We start from the raw sequence: 23,802 nt of genomic DNA on the forward strand, positions 1-23,802 counted from the left end.
AAAAGGCAGCCGTCTGGCTGCCTTTATGCTCTTGATTAATCTTACTTCCTTAAAAAGTGTAAGTGTATTTTAGTTGGAAAAGTCTACCTGGCTCATAAAGAGAAAATAGCTCCTCTTCGTTACCCAATTTATAAACTTGTCGTTGCTTATCATTCAATAGATTTTTGGCACTAAAGCTAAGCTGTGAATTTGCAGCCTCTCCAAAAGTCTTAGATACTTTAAAGTTCAAACTATTAAAAGACTTGGTGTACACGTCAGCCACGTTTGAAGTACCTATAAAAGTAATGGTCTCGCCTTGTACGTTATAAGAAAGATTTCCAGTAATGCCTAAGAAATTGTTTTCATAGTTCAAGTATCCGTTCACTACATAAGGAGACTGACCAGTCATATCTCTATATTGCTCCACACCTTCGCTTGAGCCTTCGTAAGCTACCTCACTATCATATTCTGATTGACCTTCCTCGTTCACAGCTACAGTTTTTCTATTAACCTTAGAGATTACATAGGAAAAATTACCACCCACTGAAAAGTTTTCCAATACAGGGCTTAGTCCTCCTAAGTTCTTTCTCACTTCAACTTCTGAACCGTAAACTGACGCCTCACCAACATTCCTTGGTTTCAACTGACCCGGGCTATTAGGAAAGAACACTAGAGCTATGTGGTTGGTGAAATCCTTGTAAAAGAATGATACAGAAAACATTTCGCTTGCAGTAAAGAAATATTCCCATCTCAAATCGTAGTTCAAGATTTCAGCTTGTTTGATATCCAAATTTCCAGAAAATCTAATTCTTGTAATTGGATCTTCAATAAATGCTGAAGATTTTTCTTTAAATGAAGGTCTCGCCACTGTCTTATTGAATGATCCTCTCAAATTCATGTCATCCCTTAATGCATAAACTAAACTTACAGATGGCAAAATATTGGTTTTATCCATCGTATTTTCATCATCTAAGACAGATTGAGTATTATCTTCATTCAAACGAACACCACTATAATACATTTGCACGTTTTCTACGCGCACTCCATAGATTGATTTCAGCTTAGGTGTTACTTGCATTTCATTCATCAAGTACCCTGCAAAAATTGATTGCCTCCCCTCATAGTTGTTGTAAGCATTACTATTGTCCTGAATGTAAAGGCCATCAGTATTAGTAGAAGAATACAAATTTTCTTCTTGAAGCAACCAGTTCGCATCGTTATATTCTACTGTAAAAACTTCTATAGGCTCATAAGCGTATTGATAAACATTGAATTCTCTATTTCTAAAAGACATCAAACCACCAGCTTTCAGCTTATTTTTATCATTTAGATTGTATGTGAAATCAGCTTTAAAACTTTCATTGATTTCGTCGAGCTCTCTCCAAAATCTATTAATATCGCCTCCATTCTTAAATCCAAATTCTCCATCATCTTCATTGATTCTGGTATCTCTATAATCAGGGTCGCTAATTTTAGAAAACAAAAGTGAGTTAGTCCATTCGATACGAAGCTTATCAAAATTATGCTTACCATAAATAATGTTGTTGGTCATCGAACGCTGGGTATAAGCCAAAATATCATTATTGATATTGGTTGGGTTATTTAGAGTGGAGAAATTCAATTCTCTTTTCAACGCAGTTGAAACTCCATTTTGCGAATGCAACAAAGTTGTACCAATAGTATGATTATCAGTCTTTGCAGCCAAAGTAGCCAATCCACTCCATAGGACATTATTTGAACTCAAATCACCAACACCTGAAAAATCTCTTAGCAATGAAACTTCACTTGAAGTTCTATCTTTTTCATATCTCTTTCTGATAAAACCTTCGTAGAAGGTATTTGTGTTTTTGTAATTCAATATGGCATTGTATCCCCAAGTCACTTTGTTTCCTTGTATTTGATTTCTATGCAAGACGGAGATTCCCGTATTCATGAAATTAGTCGAACGATCTACACCCATGGTTGGGTCGAACTTTCTTGTAGTCTCTGCCACAAAATCATTTGGTAGTGTAGGAATGTTAGTTCCGGCGGCTATCGGCAAATCTCTTTGTCCATTGTCCCATCCTAGTACATCTGTACCTGACCCATCATAAGACACATTATTTGATTTAAAATGCATGTCTGGATTGTACCCTATACTCAAAGAAATGGAAGTAGATTTTTCCTCTGGGAATGCCTTGGTTTGGATGTCTACCAATCCGCCAGCAAAGTCTCCGCTAAGATTTGGGCTAAACGTTTTATAGACCATCACATTTTCTAGAATTGCTGTTGGGAAAATGTCGATCTGTACGTCATTTCTATCTGGATCTAAACCAGGTACAATCATACCGTTCATTGAGGTCTTGGTGTATCTATCACCCAACCCTCTAACATATACATATTTACCACCCTGAACTGTAACACCTGTTACTCTCTTCATGGCAGATGATAGATTGCTATCTCCAACTTTCTTAAATGCCGCTGAAGAAATACCGTCAATGGTATTTGCAGATTTCCTTTGAACTGCCATCAATGCCACTTCATTGTCTCTGATTTGTTCTGCAGTCACTACCACAGCTTCGAGTTGTTGTACATCTTCTGAAAGCGTAACATTGATGTTAGTTACTTCGCCTTCGGCAATTACCACACCTTCTATGGTTTGTGGCTGATAAGAAACAAATTGAATCACAATATTGTGTGTACCAGCAGCTAGCTCCAATGAAAAGTTGCCATCAAAATCAGCAACTGAACCCTGAGTAGTTCCTTGCTTAGTAATCGTAGCCCCAAACAATCCTTCTCCGTTTGACCCATCAATTACTTTACCTCTTAAAAATCCTTGTTGCGCCATAGAAGTGCTAATGGCTGCTACGAATAATACTAATGTAAATAATACCTTGTTCATTTTCTGATATTCTAATTATGACGCAAAACTAGACCGTCCACATTCCTTGTGCATGTTCAGAATTTTATGAAATGTTTAAAAAAACCATGACGAAGTATTCCTTATATTAACATTTAGATAACATGAAAATCGCCTTGTACGGGCATTAGAGCAAAAACCGTTACTAATAGCCTTTAAAGCATCTTAATCGTTTTTTAACGATCATAACATTCTATTAATTTTTATACTGCAGAAATTAGGTTCCGTGAATCACCAAAAAAGGCCCTGACATTACTGCCAGAGCCTCTATATTCAGAAAATGAATTTTTAATTTCTTTTCTTATTACTCATCATCAAAGCTAGTAGTATATACTTCGAAAGAAGAAGCACTCACTTTAGTGAATTTCAAAGAACCATCAACCACGTTAGATGCCGCATCTTCAGACTCTTCATAAGTTTCTGTATCAAAAGAAGCAGAAAGCTTAACTTTTCCATCTTCAAATGTAACATTCGTTACTGTTCCTTTCGCTTTAGATTTGAAATCAGCATTTGTGTTAGTGCCATCGATAGATTTGATAGATCCATTAGTTAATTCAAAAGAATCATCCATAGAACCTTCTCTTCCATCTATTTCAAGACCTTCATCAGAGTTTTCATCCACATACACAACAAAGTTTTTTACTGTTCCGGCGTAAGACTGATCTACATCAATTCCATCATCACCCACAGCATAAACTACAAGGTTGGTCAAGTTTACAGTTCCACCAAAGAATTCAACACCATCATCAGAGTTTCCGTAGATTTCGATGTTTTCAATTGTAGTTCCTGTACCTACACCACCAAGAGTCAATCCATTGATTTCACTCCCTTCAGCGATTTGTGCTCCACCATGTCTGATAGATACATATTTGATTGAACCAGAGTTGTCAGCAGCATCGCTACCTCCATATTGGCCATTGCTATCTTCAGCATCTACTCCTTCGATTTGAGGCTCTTCAGTTTTAGCACTTACAGGTGCTTTACCTAAGACTACTAGTCCACCCCATTTTCCTTTGTCATCTTGATCTAATGTTGACCCTGCCAATTCTCCTGGCTGAATGTCGTCGTCAGTAGATGTCATGATAATAGGAGCGTCAGCCGTACCTTCTGCCATCAACTTACCACCTCTAGCGATCATCAATACGGCAGCGTTAGCTCCTGATAGAGAAGCATCACCTTTCACGATTGTTCCGGCTTCAATAGTCAATGTAAAACCGTCCAATACTGTTACTCTTGTCTTCAACACATATACATTGTCGCTAGTCCAAGTTGTATTTTCTTCAATGTTTGCAGTTACTTCGATTTCTTCTGCGATAGTTCCTACTCTTCCACCAGTTTGTCCAGCGTTGTCAATCAATGTCCAATCTTCAAATACAGACTCGTCTGATGCTCCAGTTGCTGAATCATCTGATGACGCAACGCCATCTACTGCTGCTTGCGCTGCTTCAATTGCTTCATCTTGTAATTCCGTAGCCGTTTTTTCAATTGGATCCTCGTCGTCATCGTCATCACATGAAACCAATAATCCCATTGTTGTAAAAGCGAATAATAGTGCTAATAACTTTTTCATTTTTCTTGTTTTAAATATTCTGATATTAAGTTTTTCAAAATTTTGTACTGCAAATCTGTACAAGTGATATTATCAGGTGTAGAAGTAGCAATTACCTTTCTGTTAAAAGAAGATGGAAATGTGTTATTACTGTTTTATCAATGTTAAGATAATGTGAAGTGCATAAAACAAAAAGAGCAGCTCCATAGCTGGAGCTGCTCTTTAAAGTGTTTTCTGTGCTTCTTTTACTTTACCATACTGATATTGACCTTATTCAATATAGTATTGATGATGTCATGTGTAGTAATGCCATCTGCTTCTGCTTCATAGTTGAGTATAATTCTATGATTGAGTACATCAGGTGCTACTTCTTTAATATCCTCTGGTAGCACAAAGTCACGACCTTCTAAAAAAGCAATTGCTTTAGCTGCCAAATTCAGGTTTATTGAAGCTCTAGGTGAAGCACCAAATTGTATGTAGTGGGCTTCTTCTTTCATACCGAATGCCTCGGGATCTCTTGTAGCAAATACCAGTTCTATAATGTACTTTTCTAGAGACTCTGAAAGGTTCACACTATTGATTTCATTGCGAATAGCGAAAATATCTTCTTTGGTAAGAATCGTATCCACTTTGTTGTCAAATGTCATATTGGACATTCTTCTCATAATTTCCAGTTCTTCATCTTTAGATGGATAGCCTACATGCACTTTCATCATGAATCTATCCACTTGCGCTTCTGGAAGAGGATAGGTACCTTCTTGATCTACTGGGTTTTGAGTCGCTAACACCAAGAATGGTCGATCTAATTGAAAGGTCGTTTCACCGATTGTGACCTGCTTTTCCTGCATAGACTCTAGCAAGGCTGACTGTACTTTGGCTGGTGATCTGTTTACCTCATCTGCCAAAATAAGATTGGCGAAGATTGGTCCTTTCTTTACTTCAAAGTTGGAGGCTTTCTGATTGTAAATCATAGTACCCAACAAATCTGCAGGTAGTAAATCCGGCGTAAACTGTATCCTTTTAAAATCAAGGTGCAATACATTGGCCAGAGTATTGACCGTCAATGTTTTTGCCAAACCGGGCACACCTTCTAATAAGATATGTCCTTGTGTAAATAAACCAACCATTAACCGATTGATCATGTACTTCTGTCCGACTACTACTTTATTTACTTCAGTATAAATCTGATTGATTTTCTCCTGATGCTCTTTTTTGCTATCTACACTTGCAGTTGCTTCCATTTTTGAAGTTTATTCTTTACTAACCAAACAAAACTAATCCAACTTAGGTAAGTTTTAAAACCCAAAACGCATATCCCACAGATGTTGCTGTTAAAAATTGTTAAGTCCTACTGATGTGTTGGCTTTAATAAGTCATTCACGGTTTTTACAGGGTTAAAAGTAGAGATAGGCACCTCCACAAAGAGCGTAATCCAGTTGGCCATTGCTCCATTCCATAGACCAGGAAGCTCCATGGCTTTAAGCTCCTGACCGTTTTTAGATTTCTGAGTGATGAATCCCGTTTTATCATCTCTGAATTTGAGCAAGTCAAATTTCTCGCCTTTATAGTTTTTGACTCCGCAAACCAAATCCACTGGATTAAAGTGTGAGGATTTTTTTAGGATTTCTGCTTGTGCCAAGTTGTCCAAATCGATTTGCGCAGTTTCCGCAATTTGCAGCGATACCCCATTGGCTCCTTGCACCCAAAATGGCCCTCCACCTGGTTCGCCAGTATTTTCTACCATTCCACAAACTCGAACGGGTCTATTCAAGTAATCTTCTAGTTCACTTGAATCTGAGAATTTCAGATCAATTCCATACTTTGACTTGAGTGTGTCCAGCGCATCAGTAAGACAATCCTCACCATTCGCCATCCGCGTTTGCCAATCAAATGAGTCCTTCTGAAATGATAACAACATACCCGCGAGTGCCTTTTTATATGTAATGGTATCTGCCTTCAAATGGTCTGGCACTACATTATCAATATTCTTTACAAAAATGATATCCGCATCCAAGTCATTTAAATTTTCTAATAAAGCACCATGTCCAGCTGGTCTAAACAGCAATTCGTCATTGACAAGAATAGGTTCATTAGATAAGTCCACAGCTATTGTATCAGTAGACTTTTTTTGCTGCGAAAATGACACCTCATATTTTACTCCTAGTTCACTTTCGTAATTAGAAAGGACACTTTTAAGCTTAGTTTCAAATTTTTGTTGATGTTCTGGTGAAACTGTAAAATGCAATCTTGCCAAACCGTCTTGTGATGCATATCTGGCACCTTCTACCAAATGCTCTTCAATGGGTGTCTTTGTAGCTCCACTTTCCTGATGAAAAGTCAGCAGTCCTTTAGGTAAGCTGCCATACCCCAAACCTTTTTCATCCAACAAAGTACTGACAATAGTTTTGTAATCTTTAGATTCAATCAAACGGTCCATTTCATACCCTTGACTTTTCAGGATTTCAGACAATTCACTGTAGAAAGCAAAATTTTTAAGTCCGGCTATGAATTTTTCTGTACCAGCATTTAGTTCCCCATCAGATAGGAATTCGAATAACTCTTTGAACATTCGAGTAGCTGCACCAGAAGCTGGAACAAACTTCAAAAGCTTTTTCCCAGCCGTCATGGATTTATAATTAGTCACATAATCATCAATCTGATTTGCGCTTAATTTTGTAATTCCATCACCAATACTCGCAGGTCGATCAAGATTCAAAAAAGGGAAACCTGATTTGAAATCGCTAATTTGTTTTTTAATAGTAGCTACATCACTTCCTCGTGATTCAATGTATTTTTCTTGGTCTGTTGAAAACATATTCAATTTTTTGAATTATTCGATTTTATTTGGCTGGGTAATTATTCAAGGCCTTATCGTATGCACGATCGTAGTGCTTGATCAGATTTTTCCAATCAAATTCTTCTGACAAGTCTTCGGCTTTATTTCTATTTTGAATTCTGAATTTCCTGTTTGTATTCACGAATTGCAACATTTTGTTCGCCAATTGATCTGCCGCTGAATGAAAATCCTGATCTTCTCTTTCGATCAGATACATGCCATGTGCTTCGTTTCCTTTTTTGATATTCTTTACATAATTGCCGAACCCAGATAAATCAGACGTAACAGCCGAAACTCCACGAGCCAGACATTCCACAGGTGTATAACCCCATGGTTCATAATAACTAGGAAATATCCCCATGTGACAGCCTCTTACAAATTGGCCATACTCCATTCCGAAAAGTGGGTTGGTTGAAGTAATAAAATCTGGATGATAAACCACCTTTACTTTGTCCTCTTTATGGTTGAGCAAATTAGCACCACGTAAAAAATTTAATACTGGATCTTCTGAATCATTCGCCAAATTGTGCGTGACCACACTGGGTAATCGATCAGACTTCCAAGACTGTATGGTTCGTCGATATCTCAGTTTCCAATAATCATCCACCAAATCATTTAGCACTGGTAAGCGATGATCCGTATTGGTGGCAGCTGCTTCAAACAAACGTTCTTTGAGCTGTTCCATGATCGCATCACAGTTATGATCAATCTCTTCCATGATAGCTCGAGAGGTGAGAACATCCTGATTGATGCTGGAATACGGTTGTTTAGTTACAAAGAACATCACCACCGTTTTGTTGATGTTCTTCTCTTTCATGTAATGATTCAATCTTGCTAAAGCCTCTAGCGTCAAATCATAGCCTTTATTCTTGTACTCGAATCTACCCGAGGTAAAAAAGTAAAGCGTATTATTGAGATCAAAAGTATAGGACTGAAAAAAGTGCCCCATAATGAAATGTTCAATCTGCTTTTTGTAAGTGTGATGTAAATTTTGCACTTCATGCAATACTGAGAAACGTTCAATATTTAGACCGTTTGGCAAGATACAATCAGGATTTCTCCCAAGTAGGTGCACACATTCTTTGGCCGTTACTTCACTGACCGTACTGAATACATTGGCTCCATGAGCACATGCTCGTTCCAGCTGAACAGTAGGCTCCACATTAAATTTCTTTGCTTCAGCAGCCCAATCCAAAAAGGGCAAATGATCATAGAAAAACGGGTCATTCATGGCTAGATAACGACCGAGTAAAGTAGCATGTGTAGTAAATACAGTTTGAATAGGAATTTGCTCTTTCCGCAAATCAGGAATAGCGGTACCGGCCATCCATTCATGAAAATGAGCCAATAGATCTTGATCCCCATCTAAACAAACACGAGCATATCTGGACAAAAATTCTTTAACCATATAGCCAAATGCCAACACTTCATCCATCAATGGATCATGTTGCTTGAATGAGATATGATGATTTTGCCAATAGAAATATTTGATATCGCCCAACTTATCCATCACACTTCTGGGATTGAATAGCACAGTAGTCGGTCTACCCGAAACTAGCCACGAACCAATCTGCACATCCCAACCCATCTCACGTAACTCTCGAACAATATCAGCGGCGGGTGTGTCCAAAGAATCATTAGGTTCAAAATCAGCATTCACATTGGCATGCACATTAGGACCAAGGAGCAAGTAATTGTCTCCCCAAGTATTGACCATGGTAGGAACTTTTGAACGAATCACCGTATAGATACCTCCCACTTGATTGCAAACTTCCCACGCCACTTCTACTAGCGTTGTATTTTTTTGTACCGCTTTTTTTGCTTTTGATGCCATGCTTAGGGAAAATCTAAGTAATTGCGCTAGCCCAACGCTAAGTTTTTATGATAATTTTAATGAATCAAGCATTTTATTGAAGCAAATATAGTTAAAACTATAATCTGTTAAAAAACAGATAGGTATTTCCATATTTTTTTGCAAATCATGGCTATTTTTGCATTCAATTATTTTGATGCACAATTCCACAATACTTAATTAAAATTAAGTTACTACATAGAATTGCACTATCAATTTCAAAATAGTCTAAATTTCTCCATGATTAAATAAGAAATGGAAAATATTATAGAAGAAAACAAAAATGAAGAGGTCGGTGACTTCTCTGGTAACTATATAGAAAAATTTCAGGATAAAAACGCTGAAGAGTTTTTTTCCGGGCCACTCGTGTCTTGGGAAAAACAGGGAGATGCATTTTTGTTTCATGGACAATTGGCCTCACTCGAAATAAGAGTCATTGCTGCAGATATTCTAAAATTCAGACACGGAATAGATGGCTATTTTGAGGATGACTTTTCATATGCCATTGATCCCACGTTCAAATCAGAACAGACCAATTACAAACTTGAAGACCAGAAGACTGCCTTTGTAATCAAAACCGATATATTGAAATGCTATATCAACAAGTCCTCACTTCAGACGAAAATCTTGAACCTGGAAGGTACAGTAGTTTTGGAGGATGAAAAAGGATTCCATTGGCAGGATCATAAACATTACGGAGGTAACATCAGCATCTGTACCCGCGTGCTACATCAGGATGAAAAGTTCTATGGCTTAGGTGATAAAACAGGCAAACTTAATTTAATAGGCACCAAACGTGAACTATGGGGAACCGACTGTTATGGTTATGGAAATGATAAAGACCCTGTTTATAAGAACATACCATTTTATATGGGGCAGCATAGCCAAATTGGATATGGCATTTTCATGGATAATACTTTCAGAAGCTTTTTCGACTTTGGTAAAGAAAGAAAAACGGTTTGCAGCTATTGGGCCCAAGGTGGTGAAATGCGCTATTACTATATCCATGGCCCTAAGCTGATTGATGTAGTCAGGAAATATGCAGAACTGACTGGCAAGCCGCAGCTCCCTCCTAAATGGGCTTTGGGCTATCACCAAAGCAAATGGAGCTACTACCCTGAATCGGTAGTTAGAAAGTTGGGAGATGAATTTCGAAGTCGCCAGATTCCTTGTGATGTGATTCATTTGGATATCGATTATATGGATGAATTTCGATGCTTTACCTGGGACGATAAAAAATTTCCTAATCCAAAACAGATGATCAGTGACTTGAAAGATCAAGGTTTCAAAACTGTGGTGATTATAGATCCGGGAATTAAGGTGGATAAGAATTACTCTGTCTACCAAGAAGGTATGGCAGGTGATCATTTCTGCAAAAGAATGGATGGTGACTTGCTGAAAGCCAGTGTATGGCCGGGGCTATGCCATTTCCCCGATTTTACCCAGAAAAAAACTCGTGAATGGTGGGCTACTTTATTTGATGGTTTAGTCGAAGATGGTGTAGATGGTGTATGGAATGACATGAATGAACCAGCCACTTTCGAAGATGGTACTTTCCCAAATGATGTACGACATGATTTTGACGGGCATCCAGGCAGCCATAGAAAAGGACATAATGTCTATGGTTCGCTCATGGCTCAATCTACATGGGCAGGTCAGAAGCAATTCATGAAAAACAAGCGGCCATTTACCATCTCAAGATCCGCATACGCTGGGATTCAAAAGCATGCTTCCGTTTGGACGGGAGACAATATAGCCTCTTGGGAACACCTAAAAATCGCCAACATTCAATGCCAAAGATTGGCGGCCTCAGGCATTTCTTTTGCTGGTTCGGATGTAGGTGGATTCATCGGTTCACCTGATGGAGAGTTGTACACCCGATGGATTCAGATGGCTGTGTTTCACCCGTTCTTCAGGACCCATTCGTCTGGAGATCACGGTGACAAAGAACCATGGAAATTTGATCAAAAATACGTGGACATCGTTCGTCGCTTCATAGAAATGCGCTATGAATTGATGCCGTATGTCTACTCTGTATTTCAGCATCACAGCGAAACGGGCATACCGATGATTAGGTCCTTGCATTTGGAAGGTCATATCGATCCAGAAACCTTTTACAGAGAAGAAGAATTTTTCTTGGGAGATCATATCATGATTTGCCCGGTTTCAGAACCCGGAAAATCCAGCCGAAAAATGTACCTCACTTCCGGTCAGTGGTACAATTACTGGACAGATCAGTTGATTGATGGTGGACTAGAAATAAAGGTGGAAACACCTCTTGATCAGATTCCTATTTTCATCAGACAAGGCGCTATCATTCCAAGACAACCCAAAATGCAATATGTTGATGAATTTGTATTCGAAACATTGACGTTGGAATGCTACAAACCAGCTACAAGTACCTCATCTTCCGTCTATGAAGACGGTGGCGATGGCTATGATTATTTAGCATCCACTGGGTATGTTAAAAAGCTTTTAAACTCAAGTATAGAAGACACAAATTGGATAATTTCTCAGGAAATAGAAGGTGAGTTTGAATCTACCTATCAGTCCTATGAAATTAAGTTGCATGGATTGCAACAATTGCCGACACAAATAGTAGTAGACAATGAAGACCTTACATCGAATACAAATTTCGATGCTGGCGTGGCGAGTATTATCATAAATAAAAATTTCAAACAATTGATCATTAAAACCTAGACAACTGCCCAATAAGTAACTAAAATCAAACACCTGAACTATGAGCGTAAAAATTTTAATGCTTGGACCTGGGGCACCCGGTCGTCAGACTAGCGGATTAGGAGTGGCTACAGCTAATATTGCAAAGGAACTGTCGAAAAAGACAAGTTTGAAAATTATTGAGCCAAAGCAATTTGATCACTTGGGGCAACCTAAAACTAAGAACGAGACAGCCTCCTTTTCCGACTTGAGCGTGTTGAAGGAATTGGCTACTGTAAGTATCGAGGCGCAACTTTCTGCGTATGATTATCATGAAGTGACTGAGTCTCATACCATGAAAAAAGTAGAAAGTCATCAACTCCATGAGCAGCTCACTACTTTCTCTGATGAGTTGGTGCTAGAAGGCGAGAAAATAGAATATGACTTACTCTATGCTCATGACTGGATTACCTTTAAAGCCGCTTTGGAGCTGAAAGAAAGATTTGGCAAGCCGCTTCTAGTTCATGTGCATTCACTGGATTTTGATCGGAATTTTGGTCAAGCCAAATCATGGATATTCGATCTGGAGCAACAAGCGATGCAAGCTGCTGAAGCAGTCATCGCGGTAAGTGAATATTCTAAGCAAGTAATGATCGAAGCGTATGGCATTGCTTCAGACAAAATTCAAGTCATTTATCATGGGCATACTCCTATGATTCCTGTTAAGGCCAAGAGTCCTTTTAGTGAGAAAATAGTCCTGTTTGTAGGTCGACTTTCTGGACAAAAAGGCCCAATGCAGTTTCTGGAAATTGCGGAGAAAATTTATGAACAAAATCAAAATACCAGATTTGTAATATCAGGTGAGGGTGAACTATACAAAAAACTAATCGAAGCAGGTGCTGGGAGTGACATAGCTGATAGGTTTCATATCACGGGCTATCTGGAATCACAAGAACTGCAGAAGCTGTATGCCATAGCAGATGTGTACTGCATGCCGTCATTTTCTGAGCCTTTTGGACTTACTGCTCTGGAAGCTGCTGATGCGGGAGTTCCAGTGGTACTTTCAGATAGATGTGGAGCTGCGGAATTACTACCAGAAGCCAATCAAGCAAACCCTGCATCTACTAATGACTTCGCCGATCAAATCATCGCTTTATTAGAAGATGATAAAAAAGGCAAGCAACAAGTAAAGAGTAATAAGAAAGCAATAAAAAATTTGAGTTGGGAAAAATCTGCAGCTGAAGTGCTTTCAGTTGTAGATTCGTTGCTATGAACAAATCATTATCACTTACTATAGTTTATGATTGGGAATGCCCCTTATCAGAATTTTCATTCTTTGATGTCAACTCTGGTAATCCCTATTTTTCTGCTGACGAAGCGGACTTGTTTTTGTCTAAATACAGGTCTGGTATTGACAAACAACTAAAAGAAATAATAGACGCCAATCTACCTTTGTCCATTTATTTTTCCGGCTCCTTTCTAGAGCAACTAGCCAATTGCGATGCTGATATAATTAAATCACTAAAAACAGCCAAACACATAGAATTACTTGGAGGCACTTATCATCACTCTTTAGTAAGCTTGTTTTCTAAATCTCATTTTCAAAGAGAGATCAACTGGCATCAGTCATTAATCAAAAAACTGTTTGGCCAAAAGCCTAGTGCTTTTTTAAATACGACCAACATTTATTTCAATGATCTGACAGAGCAATTGACAAAAGAAGGCTATCAATCCACTTTTGCTGGGGCAATCGATTGGTATTTGGGTGATAATAAAAATCAAAGAATATTTTCATCAAGAACCAACGAAGATTTCAAATTGATGCTGACTAATCAGGACAGAGGGCATACACTCTTTCATGACCATGAAGTTGTCAATCACTTCATGCAACTCAGCAGCCAACAATTAGACGAATTCGGCGGTTGGAAAGCACTGACCCAAAAGGTCAAAAACAAGGCTGATTTGGTATCCTTGAGTGAGCAATTAAGAGGAACCTCCTTGGAAACTTATAATGTCCGCCAACCTATCAGCTGCTCTTATGAGCTAATAGAATTAGACGGCCTGAAAAATTATCCTTTACAGGAAAGTTGGCTCAAGCAGCTCTATGGATTAGAAACTTCAATAGCTAAAAAACCTGAACCCTTACAAAAAAAATGGTCTAGGCTCGGCTCAATCGGGGTACTCAAAAAACTCAACTCAGATATTGACCATAGCGATTCAAACAACAGCTACGACACCTACCAATCACTGATCAATATATTAAGTGATTTACATCTAAGACTCTAAACTCTCTTCAATACCATGGCCGTTCGGCTCGGTGTATAAACTGCCAACTGATGCCCATGCTCATAAGTAGAAGCCTGATAAGTAATGGAGGTATCTATTCGATCATGCCCGCCAAACACAGGATCATCACTGCTCAAGATCACCTGATAATTTCCATTTTTGGGTATATGGAATTTATAGTCTGGCACTGAATTTTCTGGATGAAAATTGAACACAAAAATCAGATGGTTGCGTTCGAAGATAATCACCTTATTCGATTCATCCATATTGAGTTGATTAGCTGTTAATGCAGATAGAATATCGTTCTCAGCCAAAATCGACAGCATCGCACGATCAAAATCATTGAGCCACTGATATTTCAAATCTTCATTGTCTACTAACGACCATTGTCTACGCGCATATTTATAACTCCAGTCATTCCCTTCTCTTGGAAAATCCACCCACTCTGGATGGCCAAACTCATTTCCTATAAAATTAAGGTATCCCTCTCCTCCTAGACTGGCAGTAATGAGTCGTATCATTTTGTGTAAAGCAATGCCACGCTCTACCACCAAATCCTTGTCATCTTTTGACATATGCCAGTACATCTCCTTATCCATAAGCCAAAAGGCCAAAGACTTATCACCAACTAAGGCTTGGTCATGAGATTCAGCATAGGCGATTGTTTTTTCTTTATATCTCCTGTTTGCCATCACATCCCAGAGTTCGTTCATGCTCCAATTCTCGTCAGAAGAATGTTTCAACAGCTTAATCCAATAATCCGGCAATCCCATGCCCAATCGATAATCGAACCCAATTCCACCTTCTGAAATGGGTCTGCACATGCCGGGCATACCACTCATATCCTCTGCAATCGAAATCCCATTAGGTTTAATTTTATGAATCAATTCATTGGCTAGCTGCAAGAAACAGATCGCATCCCAATCGACCCCTTCTTTGAAATACTTGTCGTAATGGTCAAATCCAACGCCCTCTCCATGGTGGTGATAAAGCATCGACGTCACTCCATCGAAGCGAAATCCATCAAAATGAAACTCCTCCAACCAGTAACGAATATTGGACAATAAAAATTGAAGCACCTCTGTTCTACTGTAATCAAATAATTTAGAATCCCATCCTGTATGATAGCCTCGACCTCCTTTATGAAAGTATTGATTATCTGATCCGTCAAAGTCATTTAAACCTTCAGCAATATTTTTGACTGCATGAGAATAAACAGCATCCATAATAACTGCGATGCCCTTTTGATGTGCCTGATCTACTAAATACCTCAAATCATCTGGTGTTCCAAATCTAGAGGAAGGTGCAAAAAAATTGGACACATGATACCCAAACGATCCGTAATAAGGATGCTCTTGAATAGCCATGACTTGAATACAATTGTAGCCTTGTTTGGCTATTCTCGGCAAAATCAAATCAGCGAACTCTCTGAATGTACCCACTCCCTCCTTTTCCTGAGCCATGCCTACATGGCATTCGTAGATCATCGGGTTTTTAACATCAAGCTTGAATTTTGCATCTTTCCACTTGTACTTAGATACTGGACTCACTTCACCACTGAAATCGTAGGATTTTGGATCTTGAATAGCAGATTGAATATAAGCAGGTAAACGATCTCGATCAGCGAGTCCATTCTGTACTTTGACTTTTACCAAACTTGGTGTAGTCATTGGGTACTCGCTGTCGTCAGCAATAAAAATTCCCCAAACACCATTTTCATCTTGAGTCAATGGGTGCCTCTCTGCATTCCAGCCATTAAAATCACCTATCAAGGATAACCCATCTGCCGCTGGCGCCCATTCACGATACCACCAGCCCTTCTCCTTTTTATCATAGTTCAAGCCGAAATAATGATGCCCATCAGCAAACTCAATCAAGGATCCAGAAAGGTTCCCAATTTCTTCCAAACGCTCTCGGAAAAATTTCATACGCTGTGAAATATCCTCTTGGTAAGGAGACAACCAAGGATCATCTTTTATGAGTTGAATTTCTTTTTTCTGAGCCATATTCTATCGAGCTTAACTTACGCTCAATATAATCAGCCCAAGTCAGATAAAACAAAAAGAACCTTTATTCCAATCAATAATTGGAATGAACTCAAAAATAAGTTGAAATGATTTTACTTATTGAAAAAAGAATCAACAAACTCATGCTTGTTGAATACCTGAAGGTCGTCGATACCTTCCCCCACGCCAATGTATTTGACTGGGATTTTGAATTGATCCGAAATACCTATAACTACTCCTCCCTTGGCTGTACCATCCAATTTAGTGATCGCTAATGAGGATACATCTGTGGCCTTCGTAAATTCTTGCGCTTGAATAAATGCATTCTGTCCGGTACTACCGTCCAGTACTAGCATGATCTCATGTGGCGCATCGGCAACAAATTTTTGAATGACTCTTTTGATTTTTGTCAACTCGTTCATCAAATTGACTTTGGTGTGTAAACGACCAGCTGTGTCAATAATAACAATGTCAGCTTTTTGCTCCACTGCATGTTTCACCGCATCATAGGCCACTGCCGAAGGATCCGTATTCATACCATGTGCGATCACAGGCACGTTTACACGCTCACCCCAAAGTTTGAGTTGGTCAACGGCTGCTGCTCTAAATGTGTCTGCCGCACCCAATACCACTGATTTTCCTCTTCTTTGGAATTGAGAGGCCAGCTTGCCGATAGTGGTAGTTTTACCCACGCCATTCACACCCACAACCATCAAAACGTATGGTTGCTTATCAGCTGGTAATTCGAATTCTAAAGCATTTCCAGAATTATTCTCTTCCAATAACCCTGCAATTTCTTCGCGCAAGATTACATTGAGCTCAGCCGCATTTAGGTATTTATCCTTGGCTACTCGCTCTTCTATCCGCTCAATGATTCTGACCGTAGTATCTACGCCTACATCAGATGTGATTAACACCTCTTCTAATTCATCGAGCAATTCATCGTCAACTGTAGATTTTCCAGCAACAGCTTTACCCAATTTCGAAAAGAAATTTTCTTTCGATTTTTCTAGACCTTTATCTAGAGTCTCTTTCTTTTCTTTAGAAAAAATATTGAACAATCCCATAATCAGTTCGGTGGATAGGTAAAAAACAGAAAAAGTCTCCTGACACAATCAGGAGACTTTCAAAGATATCTTAAAGGGCTGAATTATTTCGCAGCCAATACTTCTTTCACTTTGTCTTCAGTGACAATTTCTTCTCTGAATGAATATGCTCCTGATTTGGTTTTCACCGCTTTAATCACCTTAGCATATTTTACACCATCCTTATTCTTCAGGGTTGCAACTACCTTCTTAGCCATGGTTATTTAATTTCTTTGTGAACAGTATATTTCTTAAGAACTGGATTGAATTTTTTCAATTCCATTCTATCAGGAGTATTTTTCCTGTTTTTAGTCGTAATGTATCTAGAAGTACCTGGCTGACCTGTAGTCTTATGCTCGGTGCACTCTAATATTACCTGAACTCTATTACCTTTCTTAGCCATCGTTCTAAATTATTATAATGAAAGGGTTCCTTTTTCTTTAGCCTTTTTCAACGTTGCAGCCAAACCATTCTTATTGATGGTTTTTAATGCAGTTGAAGATACTTTCAAAGTTATCCATCTATCTTCTTCAGGAAGATAAAATCTCTTCTTGAATAGATTCGGATAGAACCTTCTCTTTGTTTTGTTATTAGCATGAGAAACGTTGTTTCCTGCTTGTGGTCTCTTACCAGTTATTTGACAAACTTTCGACATTTTTCTAGTCTTTTAGCGATCCTTAAAAAATCGGAGTGCAAATATAGAGAAAACTTTAGCATTTGTAAAAGCTCTCTATAAAATTAATAGTATTTATTTCAAAATTTGAGCGAAATCAGATCTTCCTCGCTTGATATCCCTCTTTAAGCAGAATTTCAACCACTTTATCTCGCATATCACCTTGTATGATAATCTCACGATCCTTTACATTACCACCCACACCACACTTGGTTTTGAGCATTTTGCCCAATTCTTTCAAATCTCCAGTCATACCAGTAAAGCCAGTGACCAAAGTCACCTGTTTTCCTTTCCGGTTTTTCTTGTCCAGCTCTACGCGTAATTTTTGGTCTTTTGGTGCCAATGTTTCTTCTTCTAATTCAGACTCCTCTGTATAATCAAAACTATCGTCTGTGGAATACACCACACCGATCCTGTTTTTAAAATTTCCTTTCTTCGACATGACGATAAATTTTAGCAAAGAAAACAATACTTAACTTCCTATCAAAAAAAGAGGCCGTCTCCTTCTAAGACGGCCTCGCGATATAAACGTAATTTTTGATTGTTTTTTAATACTTCAGTTGCCAGATCTTATTCTGATAGTAGGATATATCCGCACTTTGATCATTTTGTCTCATCAATTCGGAACACTGTGAGTAGTAGTCTAGTGCTTGATTAGGTAGATTGTTTAAAACATAGTAATCACCCATCAATTCAAGATTACTCACATCTTTATTAATAGCAATTGATTTTTGTATCCAGTCTTTGGCAGTTCCCAAGTCTTTCTTTTTTCTCAGTAATACTTTAGCTTGTTTGGCCAGCAACTGCCAGTCGTCGGGTGATCCGTTTTCCACAGCTTCTTTTGCTTTCTCTACGGATTTATTTTCTGGTGCTATAGCAAACACAGTAGTTTGAAGCACAAGTAACAAAGCCAATCCTATGGCCGAGATTTTTTTAATCATTTTCATAACAGTAAATTTTAAGTTTTTGACATCAGGCTAGAGGCTAACGGCATGCCAAGAATTTAACTCATTGATTATTAAGCATATAACTTTATTGCCAAATAATATTTGTCAAATAACCGAACAGTAATTGTACAGTAGTGAACTAAGTAACGATTATGGGCAAAATACGTCGGGTCACCAAACCAAGCCAACACCTAATAAAAGAACAAACAAAAGTGTGGTCAAAGCGAGTTGTTTGAGATAAGGATCAAGAGCCGAAGCGGTAGTTTTTGTTTTTACTGCCCACCCATTTTTTATAAAAAATGGAAACGCTAACAAGAAAAGAAAGGAAGTCCAACTGGTAAAGTTGAGCAAGGTAAAAACAAGACTCGCGATCATCGCTAATCCCAATAGGCAAAAGTGATAGATTACCGCCTTGTCTCGTCCAATTCTAACAGGTATAGATATTTTACCTGCATTTTCATCAGATTCAATGTCTCGAATGTTGTTGACATTGAGCACACCAGTCGCTAAAAGACCACAACTCAAAGCCGGAAGCAATACGATCCAGTCTAAAGATTTCGTTTGCAGGTAATAGGAACCAAATACACCCACTAGTCCAAAAAAGATCAAAACTGAAATATCACCTAAGCCACGATAGCCGTAGGGATTTTTTCCAGCCGTGTAGGTGATAGCTGCATAAATAGCCAACAAGCCAAGCACCAAAAAAGTGAATATCATTAGCCATTGATCCGCAAATGCAGTAGCCAAAAGAAGTAAGCCAGATATTAGTGAAAGGACTGCAAATACAATCATCGCCGTTTTCATCTGCCTTTTTGAGATGGCGCCGGTTTGTACCGCCCTAGAGGGTCCTTCTCTATCTTCGCTATCGGCTCCATGAATAGAATCACCATAATCATTGGCCAAGTTGGATAGTATTTGAAGAAATATAGTCGTAGAAACAGCGAGTCCCAGAATACTCCACTCAAATGAACCTTGCCACTTAGCCAGAAAGTTACCCATAAGAATACTGGACAGTGCCAAAGGTAGTGTTCGAAATCTGAAAGCTTGGAGCCAGTGTTTGATTTTGGAGTTGGTCATCTAAAATTTTTTAATTCATCATCTACTTCAGTCATTTCGTAGCTTTAGCGTAAAACAGACAGTCATTTCGTAGCCGAAGCGGAGAAATCTCCTTATGATTCCCTAGGAATTTACCAATTGGACATATGTTAGCTAACAAGATGTCTCCGTAAGCTACGACATGACAAAACACTTACATTCTATCTGGCACATGGATTCCCAGCAAGGACATCCCAAACTTAATATTCTTAGCCACTTGTGCCGATAATGCCACTCGAGAGGCAGTCACTGATGGTTCTTGCTCTCCGAATATAGCTAACTCAGCATAGAACTTGTTGTACTCTTTCGCCAGATCATACACATACTGTGCAATGACAGACGGCAAGTAATCTTCTGCCGCCAATTTGATTTTGTTTGGCAATTCAGAGATCAAATAGATCAAATCACATTCTGTCTGACTCAACGCTACATCAGCTGATATTTTTAAATCCTTTGTCTCAAGGTCTAATTCTTCTGCTCTTCTAACTATCGCTGAGATTCTTGCATGTGTATATTGAATGAAAGGCCCAGTATTTCCGTGAAACTCGATAGACTCCTGAGGATCGAAAAGCATACGTTTCTTGGGATCTACTTTGAGCAAGAAATACTTTAAAGCGCCCAATCCAATGGTATCATAAAGCTCAGTTGCTTGCTCATCGGTAAAACCATCAATCTTACCTAACTCTTTGGTGTGGTGCTCGGCGGTGCTGATCATTTCATTCATCAGGTCATCAGCGTCAACTACTGTTCCTTCTCGAGATTTCATTTTGCCTGAAGGCAAATCCACCATGCCATAAGATAAGTGATAGCACTCCTCGGCCCATTTGTACCCTAGTTTCTTTAGGATCAAGAAAAGTACTTTGAAGTGGTAGTCTTGCTCGTTACCTACCGTATACACTTGTTTGATCAATCCTGGATATTCTTTGAATCGCTGAATGGCTGTTCCGATATCTTGAGTCATATAGACAGCTGTTCCATCCGATCGCTGAACGATTTTTTGATCCAAGCCTTCATCAGTCAGATCGACCCATACAGACCCATCGTCTTTGGCAAAGAAATGACCTGCCTCTAGTCCTTCTGCTACTTGCTCTTTCCCAAGCAAATAAGTATTCGATTCGTAATAAAGTTTATCAAAATCAACACCCATCTGCTTGTATGTAGCATCAAATCCTTCGTACACCCAGCCATTCATCTTTTCCCAAAGCGCGTACGTCTCTGGCTCTTTCGCCTCCCATTTTCGAAGTAAGTCTTGAGCTTCTAATAATAACGGAGCTTCTTTTTCAGCCTCTTCTTTGGACTTGCCTGATTCAACCAATTGAGTGATTTCAGCTTTATAGGCTTTGTCAAACTCCACATAGTACTTGCCAACCAGCTTATCGCCTTTCAAGCCAGAACTCTGGGGCGTTTCACCGTTTCCAAACTTCTGCCAAGCCACCATAGATTTGCAAATGTGAATTCCTCGATCATTAATTATCTGAACCTTCACCACGTCGTATCCATAAGCATCATAAATCTGAGAAACCGAATAGCCCAAGAAAATATTTCTGAGGTGGCCTAAATGCAGTGGTTTATTGGTATTTGGAGAAGAATACTCTACCATCACGGTTTCCCCTTTTCGTTCGTGTGCCCCAAAATTAGATTTGGAAGCAATTTCATTGAATAGATTGCTCCAGATAGCTTTTGACAGCTCAATGTTCAAAAAGCCTTTGACCACATTGTATCCATCAACTACTTCACAATTTTCTTTTAAATAAGCACCCAAATCCTCTCCCGTTTCCATTGGATTTTTCTTTGAGATTTTTCCATAAGGAAAAGTCACGAAAGTATAGGTCCCTTCAAATTCCTTTCGAGTAGGCTGCAACCCCAGGCCTGAAACGGCTACTTCATGATTATAAAGCGACTTGAGCCCCTCTGCTATACCTTGCTGTAATTGTGATACAATATCCATTCTTTATTATTTCTTGGGCAGAAAAACTTCTGCCATCATACATCGTGCGCTTCCGCCCCCCAGTGCTTCGATAGTATCGAGCGAACTGGAAATGATATCTTTATTATACTCTAAAATCTTAGTTTTTTGGTCTTCGTTCAATGAATCGTATGCTGCTGCAGACATGACCATAAACCTATCGCCTGATTTATTTTCTACCTGAAGCATATTTCCGGCAAAGTGTGCTTTCTGATTTTCAGAAATTTCAATGACTTCTTTACCAGATTGTTCCAGCGAATCTACTACCATTTTTTGTTCTATAGGATTATCTATGGTATCCAAACAAATCACCGCAAAATCATGACCCAAAGCCATCATCACATTCGTGTGATAAATAGGTAGTCTATTCCCTTCTACAGTTTGGTTGGCTACAAATGACACTACATGATAGCCAAAAGCACTTTCAAAGTCTTTAATGACATCTGGATGAGTTCTTTCCGAGATAGCCGCATAAGCGATTCTATTTCCTCTATCTAAAATCAAACTTCCTGTACCTTCCAAAAATTTATTCGCTTCTTCTGCACCTGAGAGATCGATGATGTTTGTAATTTGATAACTGAAAGCCCCTAAATCATCAATGATGTCTTGTCTGCGTTCTAGTCTTCTATTCTCAGCATACATAGGATACAACCCAATGACTCCATCATCATGAAACGAGATCCAATTGTTTGGAAAAATGGAATCTGGTGTACTTGGTTCTAGAGTATCCTTGACTACTAACACTTCAATATCATACTCGCGAAGTTTCTCGACGAAACCATCGAATTCTGCCAGTGCTTTTTCCTGAACATTCTCTGGTGTAATGCCTTCGAGAGCCTTTTGATAATAATTATTGACCGCAGTCTGTTCGTTGAGTCTGAACTGAACCGGACGGATCATCATTATGGTAGATGTAGTATTCACTCCCATATCAGTAAGTTCTTTCGATAGGCAAGGTGGAACATCTTAATAATCCTTCCATTTTAGCTGTTTCGCTATAGGGTACTCTTTCAACAGTAAATCCTCGTCTCTCTAATTCCTCATTCAACCGAGTAAAACCCTGCTCACTGATGATCACTTTTGGTGAAATAGAGAAAACATTTGAATTCATATGATACATTTCTTCTTTAGAAATCTCAATACAGTTTTCAATACCAAAATGACTCACAAGCAAGTCATAATCTTTTTCATTTTTAAACCCGCCTTTGTAAATGATGCATTGGTCATCTCCAATCGGTTGAAAACAGCAATCCAAATGCAAAGCATTTTCCTTTGGATCGGTATCGGATTTATTTAACTCAAAGGCATAAAATTCACAATTGGGAAACTGATCTCTCAAAAACTCTACACCTGCTCGATTGGTTCTGCTTACCTGATACTTGTTGTAATCTTCATCTTCAGAATAGCCAATATAGAGTTTTTCTTTCCAGGGCATCACATCGCCTCCCTCCGCATAAGCGCCTGTAGGCATACGCAAAATTTGCTCTGGATTGATTTGACCTAATAAATAATTAATACCGTCTCGTTCACTTGCTCTATCATCGATAATATTAGGCACAATGAATTTGTCGCCTATCACGAAGCCAATATCACGTGCAAATACCTGATTGGTATCAGGTAGAACATTTGGCCTGTAGACCTTTACACCGTGTTTATGCAAAACGCTTGCGACAGCTTCCATTTCTTTTTTTATATCTTCTTCCCTAGGGAATGTCCCATCCAGAATATGTTCCTTTGATTTAGGGTCGTATGCTTCCTCGATGGCTGGTACTCCTCCAAAACTCTCTCCTGTACCAAGTACAACTGACTTAAGTGGAGCAGTTTCGTCTTTAATTAAAATATTAATCATCAAATTTGGGTTTTTGGGAGGGCAAATTTAACAGTAATTTTAGCAAATACGATGGTGCGTATTAAACATAAATTTGCAGATATTTGCCCGTTTATATAAGCTCTAATTTGACCATGCCCTTT

The 23,802-nt window shown here is 38.8% G+C and carries 19 protein-coding genes; 3 read left to right on the top strand and 16 right to left on the bottom strand.

All coding sequences use genetic code 11. The features are described 5' to 3' along the window. Positions 1-49 precede the first annotated feature (49 nt). The 5 genes from ABJH98_RS15115 to ABJH98_RS15135 all read right to left on the bottom strand — a co-directional run bounded on the left by ABJH98_RS15115 (position 50) and on the right by ABJH98_RS15135 (position 9,097). The gene (locus ABJH98_RS15115; RefSeq protein WP_348308535.1) at positions 50-2,860 is read right to left on the bottom strand and encodes a TonB-dependent receptor; all 2,811 of its coding nucleotides are present in this window, start codon (positions 2,858-2,860) and stop codon (positions 50-52) included. A gap of 322 nt (positions 2,861-3,182) precedes the next feature. Then, positions 3,183-4,448 (bottom strand): hypothetical protein, encoded by a 1,266-nt coding sequence (locus tag ABJH98_RS15120; RefSeq protein ID WP_348308536.1) that lies wholly within the window; start codon positions 4,446-4,448, stop codon positions 3,183-3,185. A 224-nt stretch (positions 4,449-4,672) separates the two neighbouring features. After that, positions 4,673-5,668, bottom strand: a complete 996-nt coding sequence (locus ABJH98_RS15125) for a MoxR family ATPase (protein WP_348308537.1) — start codon at positions 5,666-5,668, stop codon at positions 4,673-4,675. A 107-nt stretch (positions 5,669-5,775) separates the two neighbouring features. Continuing rightward, positions 5,776-7,242 (bottom strand): DUF4301 family protein, encoded by a 1,467-nt coding sequence (locus tag ABJH98_RS15130; RefSeq protein ID WP_348308538.1) that lies wholly within the window; start codon positions 7,240-7,242, stop codon positions 5,776-5,778. A 25-nt stretch (positions 7,243-7,267) separates the two neighbouring features. Continuing rightward, positions 7,268-9,097 (bottom strand): glycosyltransferase, encoded by a 1,830-nt coding sequence (locus ABJH98_RS15135; RefSeq protein ID WP_348308539.1) that lies wholly within the window; start codon positions 9,095-9,097, stop codon positions 7,268-7,270. Between the two features lie 273 nt (positions 9,098-9,370). Here ABJH98_RS15135 and ABJH98_RS15140 point away from each other — a divergent pair, with 273 nt between their 5' ends. From ABJH98_RS15140 to ABJH98_RS15150, 3 genes are read left to right on the top strand one after another with little or no spacing between them, the layout of a single operon-like run. Then, positions 9,371-11,815 (top strand): glycoside hydrolase family 31 protein, encoded by a 2,445-nt coding sequence (locus ABJH98_RS15140; protein WP_348308540.1) that lies wholly within the window; start codon positions 9,371-9,373, stop codon positions 11,813-11,815. A 40-nt stretch (positions 11,816-11,855) separates the two neighbouring features. Then, a complete protein-coding gene (locus ABJH98_RS15145; RefSeq protein ID WP_348308541.1) occupies positions 11,856-13,046 on the top strand; it encodes a glycosyltransferase family 4 protein in 1,191 nt (396 codons plus the stop codon). Further along, positions 13,043-14,059 carry a hypothetical protein gene (locus ABJH98_RS15150; RefSeq protein ID WP_348308542.1) on the top strand — a complete coding sequence of 339 codons (1,017 nt, stop codon included), beginning with the start codon at positions 13,043-13,045 and terminating at the stop codon, positions 14,057-14,059. The genes ABJH98_RS15145 and ABJH98_RS15150 overlap by 4 nt, the downstream gene beginning before the upstream one ends. Here the strand turns inward: ABJH98_RS15150 and ABJH98_RS15155 are convergent. The 11 genes from ABJH98_RS15155 to ABJH98_RS15205 form a co-directional block, all read right to left on the bottom strand. Next, complete coding sequence (locus ABJH98_RS15155; protein WP_348308543.1) at positions 14,056-16,065, bottom strand: alpha amylase C-terminal domain-containing protein; 2,010 nt, start codon at positions 16,063-16,065, stop codon at positions 14,056-14,058. The two genes, ABJH98_RS15150 and ABJH98_RS15155, sit on opposite strands and share 4 nt — an antisense overlap. A gap of 113 nt (positions 16,066-16,178) precedes the next feature. Continuing rightward, a complete protein-coding gene (gene ftsY / locus ABJH98_RS15160; RefSeq protein ID WP_348308544.1) occupies positions 16,179-17,132 on the bottom strand; it encodes a signal recognition particle-docking protein FtsY in 954 nt (317 codons plus the stop codon). Between the two features lie 83 nt (positions 17,133-17,215). Further along, the gene (locus ABJH98_RS15165; protein ID WP_084372144.1) at positions 17,216-17,368 is read right to left on the bottom strand and encodes a DUF4295 family protein; all 153 of its coding nucleotides are present in this window, start codon (positions 17,366-17,368) and stop codon (positions 17,216-17,218) included. Between the two features lie 2 nt (positions 17,369-17,370). After that, a complete protein-coding gene (rpmG, locus tag ABJH98_RS15170) occupies positions 17,371-17,553 on the bottom strand; it encodes a 50S ribosomal protein L33 (protein WP_348308545.1) in 183 nt (60 codons plus the stop codon). Positions 17,554-17,565: 12 nt separating this feature from the next. Beyond that, positions 17,566-17,805 carry a 50S ribosomal protein L28 gene (gene rpmB, locus ABJH98_RS15175; protein ID WP_348308546.1) on the bottom strand — a complete coding sequence of 80 codons (240 nt, stop codon included), beginning with the start codon at positions 17,803-17,805 and terminating at the stop codon, positions 17,566-17,568. A gap of 115 nt (positions 17,806-17,920) precedes the next feature. Then, positions 17,921-18,265: a translation initiation factor gene (locus ABJH98_RS15180; RefSeq protein ID WP_348308547.1), complete on the bottom strand. Its 345-nt coding sequence runs from the start codon at positions 18,263-18,265 to the stop codon at positions 17,921-17,923. Positions 18,266-18,371: 106 nt separating this feature from the next. Next, positions 18,372-18,770 (bottom strand): hypothetical protein, encoded by a 399-nt coding sequence (locus tag ABJH98_RS15185; RefSeq protein WP_348308548.1) that lies wholly within the window; start codon positions 18,768-18,770, stop codon positions 18,372-18,374. 171 nt (positions 18,771-18,941) lie between these two features. Continuing rightward, a complete protein-coding gene (locus ABJH98_RS15190; protein ID WP_348308549.1) occupies positions 18,942-19,847 on the bottom strand; it encodes a 1,4-dihydroxy-2-naphthoate polyprenyltransferase in 906 nt (301 codons plus the stop codon). A 172-nt stretch (positions 19,848-20,019) separates the two neighbouring features. Further along, positions 20,020-21,813: an arginine--tRNA ligase gene (argS, locus tag ABJH98_RS15195; protein WP_348308550.1), complete on the bottom strand. Its 1,794-nt coding sequence runs from the start codon at positions 21,811-21,813 to the stop codon at positions 20,020-20,022. Between the two features lie 6 nt (positions 21,814-21,819). After that, positions 21,820-22,761 carry an arginine deiminase-related protein gene (locus ABJH98_RS15200; RefSeq protein WP_348308551.1) on the bottom strand — a complete coding sequence of 314 codons (942 nt, stop codon included), beginning with the start codon at positions 22,759-22,761 and terminating at the stop codon, positions 21,820-21,822. Position 22,762: 1 nt separating this feature from the next. Beyond that, complete coding sequence (locus ABJH98_RS15205) at positions 22,763-23,680, bottom strand: arginine deiminase-related protein (RefSeq protein ID WP_348308552.1); 918 nt, start codon at positions 23,678-23,680, stop codon at positions 22,763-22,765. Between the last annotated feature and the right edge of the window lie 122 nt (positions 23,681-23,802).

Origin of the sequence: Reichenbachiella sp. (assembly GCF_039969095.1) — a bacterium.
Taxonomy (GTDB): Bacteria; Bacteroidota; Bacteroidia; order Cytophagales; family Cyclobacteriaceae; genus Reichenbachiella.